17 protein-coding genes are annotated in these 23,495 nt (G+C 41.8%); 15 read left to right on the top strand and 2 right to left on the bottom strand.

From position 1 onward, the window contains the following. Positions 1-6 precede the first annotated feature (6 nt). The 3 genes from COJ96_RS03535 to COJ96_RS03525 all read left to right on the top strand — a co-directional run bounded on the left by COJ96_RS03535 (position 7) and on the right by COJ96_RS03525 (position 6,453). Complete coding sequence (locus COJ96_RS03535; RefSeq protein ID WP_098571608.1) at positions 7-804, top strand: ABC transporter permease subunit; 798 nt, start codon at positions 7-9, stop codon at positions 802-804. Between the two features lie 22 nt (positions 805-826). Further along, on the top strand, positions 827-1,627 hold the full coding sequence (locus COJ96_RS03530) for an ABC transporter permease subunit (protein WP_098571607.1): 801 nt from the start codon (positions 827-829) through the stop codon (positions 1,625-1,627). 248 nt (positions 1,628-1,875) lie between these two features. After that, positions 1,876-6,453, top strand: coding sequence for a S8 family serine peptidase (locus COJ96_RS03525; protein WP_098571606.1), 4,578 nt, complete (start codon positions 1,876-1,878; stop codon positions 6,451-6,453). 55 nt (positions 6,454-6,508) lie between these two features. Here COJ96_RS03525 and COJ96_RS03520 read toward each other — a convergent pair whose 3' ends face one another. Next, on the bottom strand, positions 6,509-7,219 hold the full coding sequence (locus COJ96_RS03520) for a hypothetical protein (RefSeq protein WP_098571605.1): 711 nt from the start codon (positions 7,217-7,219) through the stop codon (positions 6,509-6,511). 125 nt (positions 7,220-7,344) lie between these two features. Here COJ96_RS03520 and COJ96_RS03515 point away from each other — a divergent pair, with 125 nt between their 5' ends. The 11 genes from COJ96_RS03515 to COJ96_RS03465 all read left to right on the top strand — a co-directional run bounded on the left by COJ96_RS03515 (position 7,345) and on the right by COJ96_RS03465 (position 20,808). Continuing rightward, the gene (locus tag COJ96_RS03515) at positions 7,345-8,085 is read left to right on the top strand and encodes a gluconate 2-dehydrogenase subunit 3 family protein (RefSeq protein WP_098571604.1); all 741 of its coding nucleotides are present in this window, start codon (positions 7,345-7,347) and stop codon (positions 8,083-8,085) included. A 225-nt stretch (positions 8,086-8,310) separates the two neighbouring features. Continuing rightward, the gene (locus COJ96_RS03510) at positions 8,311-10,026 is read left to right on the top strand and encodes a GMC family oxidoreductase (protein WP_098571603.1); all 1,716 of its coding nucleotides are present in this window, start codon (positions 8,311-8,313) and stop codon (positions 10,024-10,026) included. Positions 10,027-10,102: 76 nt separating this feature from the next. Beyond that, a complete protein-coding gene (locus COJ96_RS03505; protein ID WP_098571602.1) occupies positions 10,103-10,453 on the top strand; it encodes an ASCH domain-containing protein in 351 nt (116 codons plus the stop codon). Between the two features lie 145 nt (positions 10,454-10,598). Then, complete coding sequence (locus COJ96_RS03500; protein WP_098571601.1) at positions 10,599-12,329, top strand: ABC transporter ATP-binding protein; 1,731 nt, start codon at positions 10,599-10,601, stop codon at positions 12,327-12,329. Continuing rightward, positions 12,329-14,182 (top strand): ABC transporter ATP-binding protein, encoded by a 1,854-nt coding sequence (locus COJ96_RS03495; protein WP_098571600.1) that lies wholly within the window; start codon positions 12,329-12,331, stop codon positions 14,180-14,182. Before COJ96_RS03500 ends, COJ96_RS03495 begins: the two co-directional genes overlap by 1 nt. Positions 14,183-14,452: 270 nt before the next feature. Then, positions 14,453-15,658 (top strand): MFS transporter, encoded by a 1,206-nt coding sequence (locus COJ96_RS03490; protein ID WP_098571599.1) that lies wholly within the window; start codon positions 14,453-14,455, stop codon positions 15,656-15,658. A 318-nt stretch (positions 15,659-15,976) separates the two neighbouring features. After that, entirely contained in the window at positions 15,977-17,149 is a 1,173-nt protein-coding gene (locus COJ96_RS03485) for an ABC transporter substrate-binding protein (protein ID WP_098571598.1), read from the top strand. 329 nt (positions 17,150-17,478) lie between these two features. After that, positions 17,479-18,357, top strand: a complete 879-nt coding sequence (locus COJ96_RS03480; RefSeq protein WP_098571597.1) for a branched-chain amino acid ABC transporter permease — start codon at positions 17,479-17,481, stop codon at positions 18,355-18,357. Between the two features lie 15 nt (positions 18,358-18,372). Then, a complete protein-coding gene (locus COJ96_RS03475; protein ID WP_098571596.1) occupies positions 18,373-19,347 on the top strand; it encodes a branched-chain amino acid ABC transporter permease in 975 nt (324 codons plus the stop codon). Next, a complete protein-coding gene (locus COJ96_RS03470) occupies positions 19,322-20,101 on the top strand; it encodes an ABC transporter ATP-binding protein (RefSeq protein WP_098571595.1) in 780 nt (259 codons plus the stop codon). Before COJ96_RS03475 ends, COJ96_RS03470 begins: the two co-directional genes overlap by 26 nt. Then, entirely contained in the window at positions 20,101-20,808 is a 708-nt protein-coding gene (locus COJ96_RS03465; protein WP_098571594.1) for an ABC transporter ATP-binding protein, read from the top strand. Before COJ96_RS03470 ends, COJ96_RS03465 begins: the two co-directional genes overlap by 1 nt. A 48-nt stretch (positions 20,809-20,856) precedes the next feature. On the opposite strand, the gene COJ96_RS03460 is transcribed toward COJ96_RS03465, so the two are convergent. Beyond that, the gene (locus COJ96_RS03460; protein WP_098571593.1) at positions 20,857-22,665 is read right to left on the bottom strand and encodes a TIGR04190 family B12-binding domain/radical SAM domain protein; all 1,809 of its coding nucleotides are present in this window, start codon (positions 22,663-22,665) and stop codon (positions 20,857-20,859) included. A gap of 273 nt (positions 22,666-22,938) precedes the next feature. Here COJ96_RS03460 and ybaK point away from each other — a divergent pair, with 273 nt between their 5' ends. Beyond that, entirely contained in the window at positions 22,939-23,415 is a 477-nt protein-coding gene (ybaK, locus tag COJ96_RS03455) for a Cys-tRNA(Pro) deacylase (RefSeq protein WP_218936493.1), read from the top strand. Positions 23,416-23,495: the final 80 nt, after the last annotated feature.

Here is a 23,495-nt window from a genome sequence, read left to right as displayed (position 1 = left end):
AAAACTATGAATATATTTTTTCATGAGTTGAAGGCGTACCGGAAATCAACGATCATCTGGACTGCTTCCTTAGTGCTGATCATTGCTCTGTTTATGTCATTTTATCCTGCCTTTGCAAAGGATGCAGATGATTTTAAAAAGATCATGGAAGGATATCCTGAGGCGATTAGAAATGCGATCGGTTTTAACCTCGGCAATTTCTTTACGATTTTAGGCTTCTATTGTTTTCCATTATCGTTCATTACCTTGTGCGGGGCGATTCAGGGGATGAACCTGGGCACAAGCATTGTCAGCAAGGAAGTCCGCGAGAAAACGGCTGATTTTCTATTAACCAAGCCGGTTACGAGGACAGCGGTATTGACATCGAAACTGCTTGCAGCTTTTTCCTCAATTGTCATCACAAATGTCATTTACCTGGTGGTTACAATTATTGTGACATTTCAAGTCAAGACAGACGCTTTCAGTGTAAAAATATTAATCATGCTTTCACTTACCATGTTTTTTATTCAGTTGATGTTCCTTGCGTTAGGAATAATGATTTCAGTCATTGTTCCAAAGATTAAATCTGTCCTTTCCGTTTCACTTACAACCGTATTCGCGTTTTACTTTTTGGGGATGTTTAGCAGCACGAATGGTGAGGAATCGAAACGCTATATTTCGCCATTTAAATACTTTGACACCGCCTATATCATCAAACATTCTGGCTATGAAGTGTCCTTTTTAGCGGCTGGTGCCGTGGTTATCATTTTGGCAGTCGCTGTGAGTTATTTCGTTTATTTAAAAAAGGATATCCATGCTGTATAGCTGTGAAAAGGAGGATTAGGTTATGAATATATTTGTAAAGGAACTGAAATCGTACCGAAAATCGCTGATTTTTTGGAGCATTGGTGTCTTGCTTATGGTAGCTTCAGGAATGGCTAAATACGCTGCCTATTCCTCATCGGGCCAATCCATCAATGATCTGATTGCTGATTTGCCTAAATCGCTAAAGGCGGTCATGGGGTTTGGTGTGGTCGATTTATCGAAGATTAGCGGGTATTATTCATTACTGTATATATATTTGTTATTAATGGCGACCATTCATGCGGCGATGCTTGGGGCTTCGATTATTGCGAAAGAAGAGCGTGACAAAACAGCGGAGTTTTTATTCGTCAAACCGGTTTCTAGAACGAAGATTATTACGGCAAAACTATTAGCTGCGTTCACGAATATCGTTATTTTTAATATGGTTACCTTGATCTCAGCCATAACCCTTATTGAAAAATACAACAGCGCGGGTGAAGCTGTTAATGGTGAAATTGTCCTTACCCAGGTGGGCATGTTTATTTTACAAGTCTTGTTCTTGGTTATTGGCAGTGCGCTGGCAGCCGTAAAAAAGAAACCGAAAACATCCCCATCGCTGGCAACGGGAATCTTGCTGCTAACGTACATGTTATCGATTGTGATTGATTTGAACGAGAACATGGAAGGCATGAAATATTTTACCCCGTTTAAATATTTCGAAGCTAAGAATCTAATGTTAGGCAGTGGGCTTGAACCTTTATATATTGTTATATCAGTAATCGTAGCTGCCCTATTATTAGTGGTTACCTTCACTTTTTATAAGAAGAGAGATTTGAATGCATAGCGAATAGACCGATTTTCGGTCTTTTTTTAATATGAAAAGCGAGTAAAAAAACAATATGTAAAAAGACTCACCATATTCCAAAAAATAGGTGAATAAATATTTGAAATTTATTGACTATTTTATTAATTATAAATAAACTTAATTATGCAAGAGAATAGGACAAATAGGGGGGATAAGGTTATTTTGCTTATCACTTTATTCTAGTAGAGTGATAAATTACTAGAAAAATAATAAAGGGGGAAAAGTGGTTGAAAATCAGAAGAGTTTTACCGTTACTTTTGGTCTTTTTAATGGTCTTTTCGAGCTTTGCATCGGCAGCAGCACCTTCACTGCCAAAGACTAGCAAGGCAAGTAAGACAACAGCAGCAGCTAAAGTTAGTACCTCGAAAAAACTTCCAAAATCAGTAAAAGTAAAAGAGGCAGGAAAAAATTACCGAAAATCAGATAAAGTTCGTGTAATTGTTGAAGTTGATGGTGACCCTGCGATTACATATGCAACAAAGCAAGGGAAAAAATATAGCGAGCTATCAAAATCAGTCAAAGCACAACTCCAAAATAAATTACTAGATGCCCAGCAGGCTGTAAAAGGCCAGTTTGCCAAAAAGGCGATCAAAATGCAGTTCAAACAAAACTTTACGACTACATTTAATGGATTCAGTGGTGTGGTCGAATATGGTCAAATCGCTGCCATTAAAACAGTAGATGGGGTTGCAAATGTGTCGATTGCAACTGAATATCAACGTCCCGAAATTGAGCCAAACATGTTATATAGTAAAGAAATTGTAGAGGCTCAAAAAGCTTGGGAAGACTTCGGTAAAAAAGGTGAAGGAATGGTCGTTGGTATTATCGATACCGGGATTGACCCGAGCCACAAAGATTTTATTTTAACAGATGGTTCCAAAGCGGCACTTACCAAAGGAGAAGTGGATGCTGCTGTTGCCGAAAAGGGCTTGCAAGGTAAGTTTTACACTGAAAAAGTTCCTTACGGTTATAACTATTATGATGAAAATGCACAAATTCTTGATCTAGGTCCTGATGCTTCCATGCATGGTATGCACGTTGCTGGAACGGTTGCAGCAAACGGGGATGAAAGCAAAGGTGGCATTAAAGGGGTTGCACCAGAAGCTCAAGTGCTTGCTCTGAAAATTTTCGGTAATGATCCAGAAATGCCTTCTACATGGGGCGATATTGAAATCAAAGCGATCGACGATGCGATTAAGTTAGGCGCAGATGTCATCAACATGAGCTTAGGTTCGACAGCTGGTTTCGTTCAGCCGAATGCACCAGAGCAAGAAGCTGTCCAAAGAGCAGTGGATAATGGTGTGTTAATGTCCATTTCCGCTGGTAACTCTAACCACTTGGGAGATGGCTATAGCAATCCGTTAGCTGAAAATCCTGATTATGGTGTAGTTGGTACACCTGGTAGTTCAAACAGCTCATTACAGGTTGCGTCCCTCGAGAATAACTATCTCGATCTTTATGCTGCTACTTATTCATTTGACGGTACGGAAGCTGGGAAGGCTCCATATCTTTCTTCAAGCAGCGTAGATCCAAATAAATTAGAGCAAAAGAAATTTGATATTCTTGATGCGGGAATTGGACAGCCCTCTGATTTTGCAGGTAAAGATTTCACTGGGAAATACGCATTAGTTAAACGTGGAACCCTTACGTTTGTTGAAAAAACGATGAATGCCCAAACGGCAGGTGCGGCAGGAATTATCGTTTATAACAACACAAGTGGTTTACTCAGCATGGCTACATCTCCAGAAATCAAGATCCCACAGCTATTTGCTTTAAAATCTGATGGGGATGCAATGAAGGCAGCATTAGATGCGGGCAAGAAAGTATCGATTGAATTCCAAGGAGATAAGAAAACAACACAAAATCCATCTGCTGGACAAATGTCTACGTTCACTTCTTGGGGCGTGACATCTAATTTAGATTTCAAACCTGAAATCACTGCTCCAGGTGGAAATATCTATTCCACACTTAATAACAACTCTTATGGTGTGATGAGTGGGACATCGATGGCGGCCCCGCACGTTTCTGGTGGATCTGCACTTGTTCTTGAACGGGTGAAGGAGGACTTTGCTGATCTTTCAGGTGCAGCAAAAGTGGGCATGGCCAAAAACATTTTAATGAACACAAGCAAGGTAATTGATGATAAGGGCACATATAATGTGGCGTATACGCAAAATCCTTATTCACCACGTCGTCAAGGTGCGGGTGTGATGCAATTACATGCTGCATTAAGTACACCAATCGTGGTAACCAACGCTGCCACAAATGAAGCAAAAGTTGCACTAAAAGAAATCAAAGGGAACAAAGCAACATTTACCCTTAAAGCACAAAACTTCTCCGACAAAGCTGTTACGTATAAAGTGGACGGAAGTGTGTTAACAGATTTAGTGCTAGAGGATGATAATGGCTACCTTGTAGATCAATTGGAGTCTCAAGGAATTTATAAAAACGGAACAGTAGCAGAAGCAGCGCCATGGAAGGGTGAATTCCCTATTTCGTTCAGCCAAGATGAGCTGACGATCCCTGCGAAAGACAGTGTGACATTAGATGTAACTGTTGATTTAACAGATACTGTTGACTGGGCTTATAACGTCCCGTTAGATGTCCTTTTTGCTAATGGTTATTTCGTGGAAGGATATGTTACGTTAACAGATGTTAACGATATAAATCCGACGGTTTCTGTACCATATGTAGGATTCAATGGTGATTGGAATAAGTCACCAATTATTGATTCAATGATTTACGATGATAAATTTGCTGATTCCTTCTATGGCTGGACTGGTATGCTGACAGCAACTGGCACGGACGAAGATGGTAATCAGAACTATAACTATTTAGGTGTCAATCCTGCAGATGATTCAGCAAAGGCTGATAAAATTGCTATTTCGCCAAATGGTGATGGCCAGAATGATAATGCCATTCCAATCCTGTCTTTCTTGCGTAATGCTAAATCAGTAGAATACAAGATTGTTGATAAAGATGGTAATGTTCTTCGCAAACTTAAATCTGATAATCTTGTCTCTAAAAACTTTAACGATGGCGGAAGAGGAGCTCAATACTACTTAAATCCTGCCAATGCTTGGGACGGAAAAATAAAGAACAAGCTAGTTGCAGATGGTGAATATTTCTACGAAGTAGATGCAACTATTGATTATGCTGGTAAAGATGCACAAAAAGTGACATTCCCTGTCCTAGTTGACACAGTTGCACCTACTGTAACAGCAAGCGTAAATGGCAACCAACTAACCGTTGCGTCGACAGACAAAACTGGTTCGGGTGTGGCTTATTACGATATTACGGTAAATGGTAAATCTGTATATGGTAATGACGAACTCCCATTAGCGGGCAATAAAACAGAGTATACATTAAAAGAAACTCCAGCAGCTGGTGCGTTAGTAGAAGTCGCTGCCTATGACTTTGCAGGTAACTCTAGTATGGCCGAAGCTACCGTAACAAATGGTGCAAATGATGGTACAATTCCATTTATTCATGTTACCTCCATTGGTGCAACAGGAGTCTACAATTCTCATAAATTGCCTGTTGAGGGATATCTAACAGATGATTCAAAAATTCGTGAATTAACTGTTGAAGGGAAGCCTGTAAAGTTAACATTTAATGCTGAGGAAGCACGTTATGAATTCAGCACAACTGTCACTGTTGCATCAGATGGTGTTCATAATATTAAAATTTCTGGTACAGATGTGGCCGGAAATAAGATTTCCTACCTAGTCCGAGATCTGATTGTTGATACAACAGCACCAAAAATCAGCGTGGATGTTCCGTCAAAAGTAAAACCAAATGTAAGCTCTGTTGACCTTAAAGCAACGATTTCTGATAACTTTGACAAGATTCGCTACTTTGTTGATGGAAGCGAAGAATTCTTTAATGATACTAATCCAGATCATTTTGAGATGAAGGGTATTAGCAAAGAAGTCTCTACCAAGCTTGATCTAGCCCCTGGTAAAAATACCTTTACTCTTGAACTTGTTGATATTGCAGGCAATAAGACAATCAAAGAGGTAAATATCTTCCAAGGCTATCAAGTAAAATTCTACAACGGAAGCACTCTTGTTAAGCAAACGGACGTAGTTAAGAATTCAAAGGCAGCAGCTCCAGCAGCTCCAACTAAATCAGGTTATACCTTCTTCGGCTGGTATAAAGATGCAAGCTTTAAAACCAAGTTTGACTTTAACGCGCCGATTGTGGCAGACACTAACGTATATGCACGTTTTGTTAAAAATCCTTCTACACCAACATCTGTAAAAGCTGCTTCTTCTGACTACAATAAATTAACCGTCAGCTGGGCAAAGGTAACTGGTGTAAGTGGTTATGAAGTATACCGTGCCACATCTAAAACCGGTTCCTATAGCAAAGTAGCAACCGTCAGCGGAAGCACAGCTAGCTATGCTAATAGCAGCTTGACTACAGGTAAAACCTATTACTATAAGGTTGTTGCATATACAACTATTGAAGGTAAAAAACTGGTAAGTCCAAGCTCAAGCATTGTAAGTGCGAAGCCAAGCCTTAAAACACCTACAAGTGTGAAGGCTGCGAAAGCAAGCAGTACGTCTATTAAAGTTTCTTGGGCTAAAGTAAGTGGTGCAAGCGGTTATGAACTGTACCGAGCCACTTCAAAATCAGGCAGCTACAAAAAAGTAAAATCGACCACTTCTTCAAGCTACAAGAATACGAAATTAACCAAGGGCAAGACTTACTACTATAAAGTAAGAGCTTATCGTACGGTAAATGGTTCTAAGGTTTACAGTTCCTATTCTAGTGTGGTATCCAAAGGGTTAAGTAAATAATAAGAACAAAAAGGAACGCTCGGATCACTTTTGATTCGAGCGTTCCTTTTTGTGTTTACTTTTCACTAGACATTTTCACAAGAGTAATAATATCACTTGAAAGCTTGCTGTAGGATGGATTTTTCGCCTTGATATTGGCTTTGATTCCATCAATCAGCGTCAATGCTTTAGGGTTTGTAATCGTTAAAACCTGAACATTACCGTTAAAAGCCTTATCAATCACTTCTTTTGCTCGATCCAGATTATCGTCATTATTTAACTTATCTGGGTCCACTCCGTCAAGATTCCCCTTTCCTGAGGAGCCGGAGGTGCTTTTTAACACCTTATTTTGAAGTTCATCATAACGAGTTGAAGTGGCTTCATGTTTGGCACGAGCCAAAATAACAGTATCATCTAGGACAAATACTTTGATCCCAGGGATGCCCTCCCCAGATAGGCGTGATTCCAAATGAGAGGATATCCCGCCGTCATGAAGACTGGAGCTGCCAATTAGGCTATATACATTAGCGCCCATCCCCTCGGTTGTTTGGCTGTTCCGATTGGTTGTACTTTTCTTGGCTCTGTCGACACTTGGAATCACATTAACACTATTTGGGTTTTGGACATGTCCATTTCCTTTGTTGTTCACTGACTGATCATGATAATTGATATTTTCTGCAGCCCCTACTTCATTTTCCTTTATTCCGTTTTGACTTGCACAAGCTGTTAGCATCATTACCGCACCAAAGAACGGGAAGCCCCAGATTTTCCATTTTCGTTTCAACATAAAAATGCCTCCTTTTTTTAAAATTATTCTCTCCGCTGCTATTTCTAAGTATTAGTGGATTATTTTGGGAACATATTAAAATTAGTTGATTGAGAATAATGTCGAAAAATCATGGAGGTTTAAAAATGGCTGAAGAACACAAACAGAATCCTGAAACTTTATCAAGAAGGAAGTTTTTACGTAATACAGGCTTCACTGTTGGCGGTCTAGCTGTTGGTGGTGTATTGGGCAGTCTCATCCCTCGAAATAATGATAAACAACAGAAAGCACCACCGCCTGAGGCAGAAAATTTCAATCAGGCACTGATGTATTTTACACCTGAACAATATCAACTAACCGAGGCTGCAACGGAACGGATTTTTCCTGAGGATGAGTCCGGACCGGGTGCGAAAGCCCTTGGGGTAGCTTTTTTCATTGACCACCAGTTAGCTGGTGATTGGGGCTTTAATGCTCGGGAATATATGCAGGCTCCTTTTTATAAAGGAGAAAAAGTCCAAGGATATCAAGGCCGCTTAAGGCGCAGGGATATTTTTGATATTGGACTAAGGGAACTTCAAAATCACAGTATGGCGGTCCATAAGAAAAAATTCACGGAACTAAAAGGGGAAGAACAGGACGCCATTCTGAGTGATTTTGAACAAGATAAGGTGAATTTGACCACCATTTCTTCAAGTGGATTCTTCCAATTACTTAGGAGCGCAACGCTTGAAGGAGCCTATAGTGACCCGCTCTATGGAGGAAATAAAAATATGAATGGCTGGAAAATGCGGAACTATCCAGGCAGCCAAATGGCTTACACAGATATTATTGAAAAAGACTTTAAAAAAATAAATCCACAAAGCTTAAAAAATCATTTAAATCACTAAGAAAAGCGGCAGCGCCCGTTTAGCGGCGTATGGCCTGGAGCACTCCAACCGAGATAAAGGAAACACGAAGAGCGTAGCGATTCGATGTTGACTTATCGTAGGGCGGAGAGCGAAGGACACTAGCCGCTGGGCGCTGGAGCTAGACACTAAGAAAAGCGGCAGCGCACGTTTAGAGCTAGACACTAAGAAAAGCGGTAGCTAACTAAGAAGAGGCAGGTGGCAGCGATGGCAAGGAAATTACCGAAAGTCGATGTAGTGATTGTTGGTGTAGGTTGGGCAGGTGGCATCATTGCTTCTGAACTGACCAAAAAGGGACTGAAAGTCGTTGGTTTGGAAAGAGGTAAGGAACGCAAAACGGAAGATTACTTTATGGTTCATGACGAACTTCGTTATGCATTACGATATGGAATGATGCAAGATCTATCGAAAGAAACGATTACTTTCCGAGGAAATGAAAGAATTCGTGCCTTGCCGATGCGGCAGTACGGTTCGTTTTTGCTTGGCGATGGTCTAGGAGGTTCGGGAGTCCACTGGAACGGACAGACTTTCCGCTTCTTGCCCTACGATTTTGAAATCTATAGCAAAACAGTCGAAAGGTATGGGAAAAATAAAATTCCAGCCGGGATGACCATCCAGGATTGGGGCATTACCTATGATGAACTAGAACCCTATTATGATAAATTTGAAAAACTGACTGGTATTTCCGGGGAAGAGAATCCGCTTGCTGGTAAACGGTCGGATAAGTATCCTACGCCGCCAATGAAAAAGTCGCCGCCGCTGAAGATGTTTGAGGAAGCGGCGAAAAAGTTGAAGTTGCACCCGTATATGATGCCGTCTGCGAATCTTTCAGAATCCTACAAAAATCCAGATGGAGTGTCTCGGGCAGCCTGTCAATATTGCGGGTACTGCGAGCGCTTTGGATGCGAATATGGAGCAAAGGCAGATCCGGTGGTGACCGTTATTCCGGTCGCCCACAAAACAGGCAATTTTGAAATAAGAACCCATTCCAATGTCAGAAGAATCCTAAAAAAGGGCGATAAAGTAACGGGGGTTTTGTACACGGATGTGACCACCGGTGAGGAAATTGAGCAGCCGGCTGATATTGTCGTCATGACTAGTTATGTGTTTAATAATATCCGTCTATTATTAATGTCGGATGTAGGTAAAGCTTATGATCCACAAACGGGCAAAGGTGTCATTGGGAAAAATTATGCGTATCAAGTTATCAAAGGAAATGCGGTTGGCTTTTTTGATGATAAGGAGTTTAATACCTTTGCAGGGGCAGGATCGCTTGGCATGGTTTTGGATGACTATAATGGGGATAATTTTGACCACTCTAAGGTTAATTTTATCCATGGCGGAATGGTATCACTCAGCCAAACGGGCATGAGACCGATTCAAAATAACCCGGTTCCTGGCGGCAAACCAACCTGGGGAAAAGAATTCAAGGAGAAGTCGGTCAAATATGCGAACCGCTTTTTATCCGTAGGTGCCCAAGGTTCCTCCATGCCTTTTCAACACCATTACCTGGACCTTGACCCAACCTATAAAGATGCTTATGGAGATCCATTAATTCGCATCACCTTTGATTTTGAAGATCAAGATCGAAATCTGGCCAAGTTCCTTGCCTCGAAATGTGCAGATGTCCTCAAAGAAATGGGAGCAGATCATATTGATACAATGAAGGATTTAGGTCCATATGATATCACGACCTATCAATCCACTCACAATACTGGCGGGGTCATCATGGGGGCTGATCCTGCAACCTCGGCAGTAAATAAGTATTTGCAAATGTGGGATTATGATAACTTGTTTGTTGTAGGGGCAACTGCGTTTCCGCACAATTCCGGTTATAATCCTACCGATACAGTCGGTGCATTAGCCTACCGTGCGGCTGAAGGCATTCTTAAATATCGTGATAAAGGCGGGCAAGTGGTTTAAATTCTTTTCAAAATTGGATTTAATCATCTCAATAGTGTTAATATAGAAAAATGAATTGGAAATAGGAGGAGAAAAAATGACAACTGTAAACGATAACAATACCCTGCCGCCAAAAACTTGCTCGGTCGATCGCTTAGTAACGCTGGAAGCCGATGTGAAGAAAGTTCTTGCGGGTGAAAAAACAGCGACACGCCGTAATGGCCGCTATGCAGACCCTGGTGAAATCATGACACTAGAAGGCCGTGATTTTGTGGTCGATCGCGTTTATTCCCAAGCGTTAGGTGAACTAACAGATGACGATGCCCGCCGCGAGGGCTTTGAGACGGTTGAAGAGTATAAACAGTCGATCCTAAGCTATCACCCTGGCATGCCTTGGCTGCCGCAAATGCGAGTTTGGGTGCATGAGTTCAGCCCTGTTCAAAAGTAGATAAATCAGACAAGTGGTCCATTCATCAATGGACCGCTTTTTTTATGGGCATACCAAGAAAATAGCAGGTCAATTAGTTGGTTAATCATGGGAAAAAATTTATAATATCTCTAGAGAGGGATTTCCGACAGGCTGGAGTGATAGGATGGGATTTTTATCAAAATACATAAAGACATACTGGAAATCTTTTAGCATAGCGGTTCTATTTCTTACGTTGGAAGCCCTAAGTGATTTATTGCAGCCCACCATTATGGCGAAAATTATTGATGAAGGGGTAGCTAACAGGGATATTCATTATGTGTTGAAAATGGGTGGTGTGATGCTGCTCATTACAGCCGGCGGCGCTGTGGCTGCTTCGACTAGAAGCGTGGTGGCTAGTATTGTTTCTCAAAACTTTGGGACCCAGTTAAGATCGGACCTATTTAAAAAAATTCAAATGCTTTCATTTAAAAATATTGATAAATTTGACCGCGCCTCATTGGTGACAAGGCTGACCAATGATGTAACTCAGGTTCAGGTGTTTGTCAACGGGTTAATGAGAATTTTCGTGAAAGCTCCGTTACTCGCAATCGGCGGGTTGATTATGGCGACGCGGTTAAACTTGCAGCTCTCGGTTGTTCTGGCTGTAGTGGTCCCGATTGTTGCCTTGTTAATTATTTTTAACCTGCGATTAGGCTTTCCCCGCTTTTCTCGCGTCCAAAAAGCGCTGGACCGGGTGAACAGTGTGATGCGAGAGTACTTATCCGGTGTCAGGGTGGTGAAAGCCTTCAATCGGTTTGATGTCGAGGTTGACAAGTTTAAAGTGGTGAATGACGACTATAAATGGCAATCAATCGCAGCAAACCGCTTGATGGCCACCTTTAGTCCGCTGATTATGTTAACGGTCAATCTTGGTATTGTTGCTGTCCTTTGGATCGGCGGAAACGGCGTAGATACTGGTGAGATTCAAGTCGGACATATTATTGCCTTTATCAACTATATGACACAAATCTTATTTTCACTGATGATGATTTCCATGGTTTTTAATATGTTTGTTAGAGCCAAAGCCTCCGCTGGGAGAATCAATGAAATATTTTTGCAAGAGGAGCACTCAACTTGGAAGGAATGGGCAGACGAACCTTTTACGGAAAAGGGACGAATCGAATTTGAGGATGTTTCTTTTTCTTATGAAGGCGGTGTGGGCGATCCTGTCTTAAAAAATATTAATCTCACTATTCTTCCCGGAGAAACGGTTGGCATCATTGGTTCAACCGGATCGGGGAAAAGTACGCTCGTCGGACTGATCCCCCGCTTTTATGATATTGTGAGCGGTACGATTAAGGTCAATGGTGTGGATAGTAAACGGGTGGACCCAAAGATTTTACGAGAGAAAATTGCAATGGTGCCGCAAAAGAATATTTTATTTACGGGCAGTGTCGCAGAAAATATTCGCTGGGGGAAAGAAGACGCAACTGACGCGGAAGTAATAGCTGCCGCGACCATCGCAGGGGCCCATGACTTTATCGAGGGATCTCCGGAAGGTTACCAAACGAGAATTGGTCAAGGCGGCGTTAATTTTTCAGGCGGACAAAAGCAGCGGATTTCGATTGCCCGGGCGTTAGTGAAAAAACCAGAAATATTGATACTTGATGATAGTACAAGTGCGGTGGACGTCGCGACAGAGGAAAAAATCAAGGAAGCCCTGAAGAAATATGCGAAGGGGCTCACATGCTTGTTGATTGCGCAGCGGATCACTTCGATTATCGATGCCGATAAAATCGTCGTCCTCGACCATGGCAAGCTAGTTGGCGTGGGAACCCATCAGGATCTATTGAAGGATTGCCGCGTCTACAAGGAAATCTATCAATCACAAGTCGGTAAGGAGGTGTCGCCTTAATGTCAAAGGAAAACGTACAGGCCGCCTCCACCCCGCCGCCGATGAGACCAGGTGGATTTGGCGGTGCCCATCGCCGCGGGCCAGTTGTGAAGCCGAAGAACTTTAAAGGCACACTTAAAAGACTGTGGGCATACTTCGGCGAAGAACGAAAAATGCTTTCGGTCATTTTTATTTTTATCGTGGTCGATTCCGCATTGATGCTGCTCGCCCCCTTCCTGATTGGGAAAGCAATTGATGCAATGAGCAGTCAGGGCGGCAAAGTTGATTTTAGCTTTCTTGAGGTGATGATTGTCATTTTGATCGCTGTCTATGTGATCGACAGTCTGCTTACTTTTTTACAAGGCTGGCTGATGGCAGGTGTATCGCAGCGGATTGTCAAACGCTTAAGAGATGCTCTTTTTAAAAAGTTACAAAGATTGCCGGTATCGTTTTTCGATGCTCGTTCACACGGAGAGTTAATGAGCAGGCTTTCCAACGATGTGGATAATGTGAGTAACACCATCTCTCAATCGACGACGCAATTAATGTCTGGATTGGTCATCATTACCGGGTCATTAATATTGATGCTCTTTATTAGCCCGTTATTAACGCTGGCCAGCTTAATCACTGTACCACTTGTCTTTTTATTGACGAGGACGATTGCGAAACGGACCAGTGTCTTTTTTAAAGATCAGCAGATCCAGCTGGGAAAATTAAATGGACATATTGAGGAAACCATTTCTGGAATTGAAATTGTTAAAGCTTTTAATCATGAGGGAAAGGTCATCGAAGAGTTCGAGCTGGTCAATACGAAACTGCGTGAGGTCGGCCTTAAGGCGCAAATCTGGTCTGGGTTTTTGATGCCAATCATGAACGTAATTAATAACCTAGGCTTTGCCGTTGTCGCTGTGGTAGGCGGAATCCTAGCGGTGAAAAGCATCATCACGATTGGGGCGATTGCCAGTTTCATAACCTACTCGAGGCAATTCGTCCGACCGTTAAATGATTTGGCAAACATTTTCAACATCCTTCAGTCCGGTGTTGCCGGGGCAGAGCGTGTCTTTGAAATCATTGATGAACAAGAGGAACCGCTCGACCATCCACAGGCCATTCGTTTGGAAAATCCAAGCGGACATGTTGTTTTTGAAAATGTTAGTTTTGGGTACCGGCCGGATGTTCCCATTTTAAAAAATGTCAGCTTTGAAGCGGATATCGGCAGCAGTACCGCCCTGGTTGGTCCAACTGGTGCGGGAAAAACAACGATCGTAAACCTGCTGACGAGATTTTATGATGTGACCGGCGGCCGCATTCTGCTTGATGGTCATGATATTCGTGAGTACACTCGTGATAGTTTGCGGAGATGCTTTGGATTTGTTCTCCAGGATACGTACTTATTCTCAGGAACCATCAAGGAAAACATCAAGTATGGAAATGCCCAGGCCACTGACGATGAGGTCGAGCGTGCGGCGATGATGGCAAATGCCGACACGTTTATTAAGCGGCTGCCTAATCAATACGAAACGGTCTTAACCGAAAATGGCGGCAATTTAAGTCAAGGGCAGCGGCAGCTGTTAGCGATAGCCAGAGTAATCCTGGCGAAGCCTGCTTTGCTTATCTTGGATGAGGCAACGAGCAGCATTGATACGCGAACCGAGTTACATATTCAAGAGGCCTTGCTATCCTTGATGGAGAACAGGACCAGTTTCATCATTGCCCATCGCCTCAACACGATTCAAGGTGCTGATACCATCATGGTCATCGACCACGGGGAAATCATCGAGAACGGTAATCATGAGGAATTAATGAGCCGAAAAGGTAAATATTATAGTATGTTTTATAATCAATTCAAAAATGTGGAAGCGGATTTAGAATGAGGTGGAGACTGGGGGACCAGTCTCTTTTTTGTGCTCTATATAGCTTTCATTGCCTGTAGAGACTGTTTATTTGAATAAATGGTTGATGCCCCCCATTTCATATCCCTTCCTAATAAAATCCCAAAACCCTCTATCAAAAAACGACAATAAATAATGACAACTGTAAAGACACCTGATAGAATACTAATGATTAATAGAATTATTCTGTACCTAATCTTAAGAAATATAGGGAATAATGTTAAAAATGGCTACGAATTTAGGGGGATCGACATGAACAACAAAAAGGAAATATCGGGCCGGAAATTGCTAGGTATCGCCGGGATGGGCTGGATGTTCGATGCCATGGACGTCGGCATGCTTTCATTCATCATCGCAGCCTTAAAAATAGAATGGAATCTAACGCCTGGACAGATGGGCTGGATTGGAAGTATCAATTCAATCGGGATGGCCGTTGGTGCCCTTGTTTTTGGCCTAATGGCAGATAAAATTGGCCGAAAAAATGTATTTATCATCACCTTATTATTATTTTCTATCGGGAGCGGTCTTTCCGCCCTTACAACCACACTAGGAGCCTTTTTAGCACTAAGATTTTTCATTGGCGCAGGTCTTGGGGGGGAACTACCGGTTGCCTCGACCTTGGTATCAGAAAGTGTCCCTGCTGAAAAACGCGGCAGAGTGGTTGTCCTGCTGGAGAGTTTTTGGGCAGGAGGATGGTTAGTATCCGCCCTTATTTCCTACTTTATCATCCCCAAATATGGCTGGCAGATTGCTTTAATTATCAGTGCTATCCCTGCTTTGTATGCCTTATATTTACGAATGGGATTACCTGACTCGCCACGCTTTACGGCATTAAAGAAGAGCGAAAGAATCTCAGCATTTCAAAGCTTTGCAAAATTATGGTCGAAGGAATATCGCCGTCAGACTGCGATGCTGTGGATTGTCTGGTTTTGCGTCGTCTTTTCCTATTATGGGATGTTCCTATGGCTCCCAAGTGTGATGGGGATGAAGGGCTTTAGCTTAGTAAAAAGCTTTGAATATGTGTTAATAATGACCTTGGCACAGCTGCCAGGTTACTTCACAGCCGCATGGTTTATCGAAAAATTGGGGCGGAAATTTGTCTTAGTCGTTTATTTACTCGGAACAGCAGTCAGCGCCTATTTTTTTGGAACGGCAGATTCCACCGCCCAATTGCTGACAGCAGGAATCCTATTATCATTTTTTAATCTTGGAGCCTGGGGCGGACTTTATGCCTATTCACCAGAACAGTACCCAACGATCATTCGTGGAACGGGTACAGGGATGGCTGCTTCGTTTGGTCGGATTGGCGGGGTTCTAGGGCCATTATTGGTTGGGTCGCTGGTGACAAAAAACGTGTCGATATCAACCATCTTCACGATTTTCTGTATCGCCGTCCTTATTGGTGCTCTTTCGGTCCTCTTTTTGGGAAAAGAAACGAAAAGAAAAGAATTAGTATAATAATTTTAGCTATAGAGATTCCTTAATTTGGAGTCTCTATCTTTTATTGTAAATAGGGAAACGTATTCAACTAAAATATTTGAAAAACAGTACTTTTCCACTGAATAAAAGCAAATCCTTTTCAACTTTAGTGAAATAAAGAGTTTGTTCAGATAAAACAGTATTTTTACCATATTGCAAATTATTTTAAAATAATGTACAATACCACTAGACGAACCCCTAAATATTTTGTACAATGTTTTCAGAATATTATCTTTTTTTAAAACAGTTAGACAAAAAGTAGTTGGGAAAATTTCCAAGAGAATTAGGGGGAAAGTCATGAGGAAGAGAAAATTAGCTGGTGTATTTATGTCTTTTATGGTAGCAGCAGGGGTGTTGGCAGGATGTAACTCAAGTACTAGTGGTGATGGGGAAAAAGGCGGAGATATTAAAATTGGTGCCAACCTCGAACTATCTGGCGGAGTAGCTTCGTATGGTCAGTCAGCAAAAGAAGGTATTGAATTAGCCATCGAAGAAATCAACAAAGAAGGTATTAATGGCAAAAAGTTAAAATTAGTGACAGTCGACAATAAGTCGGATGCTGCTGAGGCAACAAATGGTGCACTAAAACTTGCCACCCAAGATAAAGTAGTGGCAATGATTGGTGCAGCAACAAGTACAAACACACTTGCTCAAGTACAGATTGCTCAAGATAACAAAATTCCATTAATCACACCAACTGCAACAAACGCTACGATCACAAGTAAAGACGGAAAGCTAAATGACTTTGTCTTCCGTACATGCTTTATCGACCCATTCCAAGGGACAGTTGCCGCGAACTTTGCAACCAATGATTTAAAGGTTAAAAGTGCAGCTGTTTTAATTGACAGCTCAAGTGACTACTCTAAAGGTCTTGCAGCTTCTTTCAAAAAGAATTTTGAAGCCAATGGCGGGAAAATTGTTAAAGAAGAAGCATATGTGGCAAAAGATACAGATTTCCGTGCTACTTTAACAAATATTAAAGCGGCAAATCCAGAATATATCTTTGTTCCTGGTTTCTATGAAGAAGTTGGGTTAATTATCAAACAAGCTCGTGAGCTTGGCTTAAATGTACCAATCATGGGTGGTGACGGCTGGGATTCTCCTAAACTAGTAGAAATCGCTGGGGCACCAACACTTAATAACACATTTATTACCAACCACTACTCTTCAGGTGATAGTGATAAGAAGGTTCAAGAATTCGTTGCTGCATTCAAAGCAAAATACGATGGTAAATCACCGGATGCCTTTACAGCTCTAGGTTATGACACAGTATACTTCCTTGCCGATGCGATTAAGCGTGCTGGAAGCAGTGAATCTAGTAAAATTCAAAAGGCACTTGAAGAAACTGATGGATTAGAGCTTGTATCAGGGAAAGTGAAGCTTGATAAAAACCATGACCCAATCAAAGCCGCTGTTATCCTTGAGTATAAGAACGGTGAACAACAATTTAAGACAAAGATCAACCCTTAATAGAAAAGCGGAAGCGCCTTGCCCAGGGGCGACAGGCATAAGACGAGCCGGCGAGAAGGTTGCTCTATAACCTTCTTGACGGATTGGCTTATGACCCCGAGCCCCTAGGCGCTGCAGCTAGACAAATAGAAAAGCGGAAGCGCCTTAGAGCTGACGCTAGCTCAATTGTATCTGCTAGACAAATTTTCATAGTTTGCCAAAGGGATAGGGAGCGTAACGTCTCCCTATTCCACTTTCTAAAAGAAATGTAAGTTTCCCACTATGCAAACGTTGTTTAATTGTATTTAAAAAAAGATTCGTTGAAGTCGGTCCAGAGGAGTGTAAGACATATGGAATTAATACAGCAGCTTGTCAATGGAATTTCCTTGGGCAGTATTTATGCACTAATCGCCCTAGGGTACACAATGGTATACGGTATTGTAAAACTAATTAACTTTGCCCATGGGGATGTCTTCATGGTTGGTGCATTTATAGGTTTTTATTCCATTACTATTCTTGATTTAGGATTTTTCCCAGCATTACTTATTTCAATGGTTGCCTGTGCAATCTTCGGTGTATTAATTGAGAGGATCGCCTATAAACCTCTCCGAAATGCAACCAGAATCGCTGCCCTTATTACAGCGATTGGGGTTTCGTTGTTTATCGAGTACGGAACCATTTATATTCGCGGTGCTCAGCCGGAAGCTTATCCAGATGGAATCGTTCCACTAAAAACCCTTGAGATTTTAGGGGTAAAAATCAGCGGTCAGTCCATCCTTATTTTAGGAACATCCGTCATCTTAATGATTTTGCTTCAATTTATCGTGCATAAAACAAAAATTGGTAAAGCCATGCGTGCTGTATCACATGATATGGATGCCGCAAGACTAATGGGAATCAATGTAAATAACACGATTTCAGCAACTTTTGCAATCGGATCTGCCCTAGCAGGAGCGGCGGGCGTCGTCTTTGGGGTATACTATACAAAAATTGAGCCGTTAATGGGAATTATCCCTGGCCTTAAAGCGTTTGTTGCCGCTGTTTTAGGCGGAATTGGAATTATTCCTGGCGCGATGACCGGTGGTTTATTGTTAGGTGTCATTGAGTCACTTGTAAGTGCTGCTGGTTACTCCCTATGGCGTGATGGTGTAGCATTTGTTGTGCTAATCTTAATTTTAATTTTCAAACCAGCTGGTTTATTTGGTAAAAATATCAGGGAAAAGGTGTAAGGAGGTCTTTTAGCAATGGCAATTTTAAAACAAGCAAAATTTTTCTGGACCTCGATCGTTTTAGCCGTTATATTTTCGGTCGTCATGCAATTTTTAATTAATGGTGGTTCATTGAATCAGTTTTATGTAAATACGCTATTTTTTATTGGTATTAATATTATTCTTGCAGTAAGTCTTCATTTAATTATTGGTATTACCGGTCAGTTTTCGATTGGACATGCCGGGTTCCTTGCCGTTGGTGCCTATGCCTCAGCTATTATGACAATGAAATTAAGTCTCCCATTTCCAGTGGCCCTTCTTGTTGGTGGTGTAGCTGCAGCAGTAGCCGGTCTCATTATTGGGATTCCCTCCCTTCGATTAAAAGGTGATTATCTAGCGATTGCTACACTTGGATTCGGAGAGATTGTAAGAATTGTCTTCTTAAATATTGATTATGTCGGTGGAGCAAGTGGAATGACAGTCTCCCACTTTACCACATGGCCATGGTTGATCGGTTGTGTTATTTTAACAATTGTAGTGATTGCGAACTTTACAAATTCGACTCATGGTCGAGCATGTATATCGATCAGAGAAAATGAAATTGCTGCCGATGCGATGGGGATTAATACAACCTATTATAAGGTAACAGCTTTTGCCATCGGTGCGTTTTTTGCCGGAATTGCCGGTGCATTATATGCGCATAACTTTTATATTATCCAGCCAACAAACTTTGGCTTTTTGAAATCATTTGATATTTTAATATTCGTTGTTCTAGGCGGGCTAGGTAGTATGTCAGGAGCAGTGATTGCTGCGATCCTGTTAACGATCATTTCAACTTACCTATCTAGCTATCCAGAGGTTCGGATGGTTATATACAGTCTTGTCCTAATCGTGATGATGCTTTTCCGTCCGCAAGGCCTGCTCGGCACAAAAGAAATTACCTCATTCTTTAAAGTTGGTAAGGCAGCTAAAGGAGGAGTACAGCATGACAACAAAAAAACAGTTGCTTAAAGTTGAAAATGTCGGGATCCGTTTCGGCGGTTTAAAAGCTGTATCAGATGTAAACGTGGTATTAAATCAGGGTGAACTCGTCGGTTTAATTGGCCCCAATGGTGCAGGGAAAACCACATTTTTTAACTTGCTGACAGGTGTCTATGTTCCAACGGAGGGAACCATCTCGTTAACAGGCGATAAACTTAATGGCTTAGCACCGTATAAAATCACCAAAAAGGGAATCAGCCGGACATTCCAAAACATCCGCTTGTTTAGTGATCTGTCTGTTCTCGATAATGTAAAAGTTGCTTATCATTCGCTGGCAAAGCATTCGATGGTAAGCTCGATCTTCCGCTTTCCAACTCACTTTGCTGGTGAGAGGGAAATGGAAGAAAAGGCCATTGAGTTCTTGAAAATCTTTAAGTTGGAAAATGTGATGCATGAAAAGGCGAAGAACTTACCGTACGGCCAGCAGCGCCGCCTTGAAATTGCCCGGGCATTGGCAGCCGGCCCCAAATTATTGCTGCTTGATGAACCTGCTGCCGGAATGAATCCACAGGAAACAGAAGAACTAATGAACTTAATTGCGTTAATTCGTGAGAAGTTTTCATTAACAATCCTCTTAATTGAGCATGATATGGGCCTTGTAATGGGTGTGTGTGAGCGCATATATGTGCTTGATCATGGTCAATTAATTGCGGATGGGACACCAGAACAAATCAGAAATAATCCAAAAGTCATCGAAGCCTATCTTGGAGAGGAGGTCTCCTAATGCTAAAAGTGAATGATATAAATGTTTATTATGGTAATATCCACGCGTTGAAGGGTGTTTCCCTCGAGATCAATCAAGGAGAAATTGTTACATTGATTGGTGCCAATGGTGCGGGGAAAAGTACGCTTTTACAAACCATATCCGGACTATTGAAGCCAAAAAGTGGTGAAGTATTGTTTGAGAGTGAACATGTAGCCGGTAAGGTCCCGCAATCAATTGTAAAACGGGGAATTTCACAAGTACCGGAAGGCCGCCGCGTGTTCGCGAACATGTCAGTGGAGGAGAACCTTGAATTAGGTGCGTACTTAAGGAAAGATAAAAAGGGAATTCAAGAAGATTTTGAAAAAGTTTATCAGCTGTTCCCACGGTTATTAGAGCGTAAAAAGCAGCAATCTGGGACCCTTTCAGGGGGGGAACAGCAAATGCTTGCGATGGGACGAGCATTAATGGCTAGGCCGCGTCTATTACTGTTAGACGAGCCGTCCATGGGCCTTGCACCGCTATTAGTAAAAACGATCTTCAAGATTATTGAGGAAATCAATAAAACGGGCACAACAATTCTATTAGTAGAGCAAAACGCCAATATGGCCCTCTCGATTGCCGACCGTGCTTATGTTATTGAAACAGGAAAAATTGTCGCTTCTGGTACAGCTGCAGAGCTTAACTCAAGCGACCAAATTAGAAACGCCTATCTTGGCGGACATTAATTCAGTTTGACTTAAAAAGGAGTTGGGGCCCCCCAACTCCTTTTAACATTATATTTTCATTTTCCGTTGTTCAGGATCTAGCCGGAATTGCTGACGCCGTTTCGGCTGCAGTAAATGTCTAATCTTGTTCGCATAATCCTCATATAGCTGTTCAAGGCCAACTAATGTTAGTGAAAAGAAGTTAGCATAATTCTTTTGGACTTCCCACTTTAACTCGTTCTTTCCACAAATACTATATTTATTTAGCTCTTCTGTTTCTACTCGAATCTTCGCCAATTCAATTCCTTGCTGCTCTTCGGGAAGCGAGAGAACATGGTCTATCTTTTCAATATAATGAATCGATTTCTCAATCTTCCAATTAATTTCACGATACCCTTCTACATCAATCAGCCCATTTTTTAATTTAAATTCATTTAGTAGTTTAGCAGATTCATAGGTCAAATTCACAATATCATCACGGGTCATATCCTTCGTTTCATAGCTGAGCATATGCTTCCAAGAAGGTTGAATGATCGCCTTGCGGTGGTCCTCAAGGGTATGGCAGAACTTTTTATAGCCGTGCAGTTCTGGATGTTCAAAGGCTGGGCTGGCAGGGTCAAGGAACGGTGCAAGCGGTGCGACAAAATAGAAAATCCGTTTGTCCTGATGACAGGCAAGATGAATCTTTTCACAGAAATCAATGTTTTCTAAGGCGCTGTCATACGTTTGTCCTGGAATTCCAACCATGAAGAATAAATCGATTTTTTTGCAGCCGTGCTTTAAGGCAAACAGGAGCGTATCGATGACTTTGGAGTTGGTACAATTAAATTTCCCATTATAGTGTCTAATCTTTTCATCATGGGTTTCAAGCGTGATCTCAATACTATATTTTGGAACACTTTCATTCATTTGCTTAAAGAACTCTTCATCCGCATACTGGAATAATTCAAACACGACTTCATTTTTAAGATTGAGTTCTTTCAGGCGGCTAAAGAACTCTTTGACATATTCACGTCCACCCTGGCGCAAATCATGGAGGATAAAAATGGGTGCCCGGCTAAACCGGGAGATGAATTTAATATCTTCAATGAGCTTTTCAGGTGACCGTAAGGCGAGCGCACCACGGTTGCAGTTCTGATTATAAGCATCCTTCGAACCACCGCATATCAGGCAGTTTTGTGAGCAGCCCCGCGCCGTCAATAAGGCGGTATTCGGGTACTGCAGCCAGCCATTGTAGGGCAGCGGGTCAAGGAAGTTCCGATATTTAAAGACCGAGCGTATCGCATAGCGATATCCTGGCACATCCAGATCATCTAAATCCTTTGGTACATAGGTAAGCGGATTGCAGCCAATATCGCGGCCCTTTTTCCACGTTAAATTGGGGATGTCAGCATAGTGGGTATTTCCTTGTTCGATTTTATTCATCAATAGCAACATCAGTTTTTCGGTGGAATCGCCGCGCATTACAAAATCGATACAGGGATATTCTATCAATTCCTTATGATAATAGGTCGAAGACAGGCCGCCAAAGATCACGGGGATATCAGGATGCAGCCTTTTAACCACTTTGGCTAATTCGATACTGCCGTGTGCATGTGGAAGCCAGTGTAGGTCAATCCCGAAGGCCCTTGTTTGGACGTTCTTTAACTTTGCCTCGACATCAAATTTGTCACTCATGAGCATTCGATTGGCAATATTAATGATTTTTACTCGAAGACCGTACCTTTCCAGGTATTCCGCGATACTGGTAATACCAATTGGGTACATCTCAAATACGGGTGATGAGGGAACTACATCACTGATGGGGCCGGCAAGCAGGGAGTTTTTTCGAAAATCATAAACGCTTGGTGCATGCAAAAGGACTAAATCGTATTTCATTTATTTCACCTCATGGAAAATAGGATAGAAACATCATCTTTCATAGGCTTAAAAAGATCGTATGTGAAGTATGGAATATACGATTTTTTTAAAGAAGATATTATCTATTTTGGAAATGAAAGTAATTTATTATTGTTGATTTTAGTGTACTATAATAATTGTTTATTAGAGTGACAAATGGGTGACAGATTTTGGGTGATTTTGTGTAAATCCTGCTAAACCTGTATGCTTGAAACTAGTTTAGAGTCTTCAAAGTCAGGGAGGAATGATAACGTGGCACAAGCAAAAACGAATGCGATGCGCATTTTAGATGCAAAAAAGGTCAGCTATGACATGCTTACCTATGATCATAAAGACGGAAAAATTGACGGTGTCTCTGTTGCCGAAAAAGTAGGCAGGGATCCTAAGGAAGTCTATAAGACGCTCGTGGCACAGGGCGCCAGCAAGAATATTTATGTCTTTGTTATTCCGGTTGCTGAAGAATTGGATTTAAAAAGGGCGGCAAAGGCAGCTGGTGAAAAGAATATAGAAATGCTCCCCGTCAAGGATATTCAGAAATGGACAGGATATATCCGCGGCGGCTGTTCACCAATTGGTATGAAAAAGGAGTATAAGACATTTATAGATGAACAAGCAAGGGATCTGGATACCATCATTGTCAGTGCCGGGAAAATTGGTGTCCAAATTGCGTTAGCCCCTGCCCGCTTGCAAGAGGTCACAAAAGCTGACATTGTCCCAATCATTAAGTAAGATTTTTTTCCTAGGCACTCACCTATAGGTGGCAATCGCATAAGATAGGGTGAAATTATCTTACGAGTGTCACGATAAAA

This window comes from Bacillus sp. AFS073361 (assembly GCF_002567005.1).
In the GTDB taxonomy this organism is placed as follows: Bacteria; Bacillota; Bacilli; order Bacillales; family Cytobacillaceae; genus Neobacillus.
Note: the sequence above shows the minus strand (reverse complement) of the source record. Positions and strands in the feature narration are given on the sequence as shown.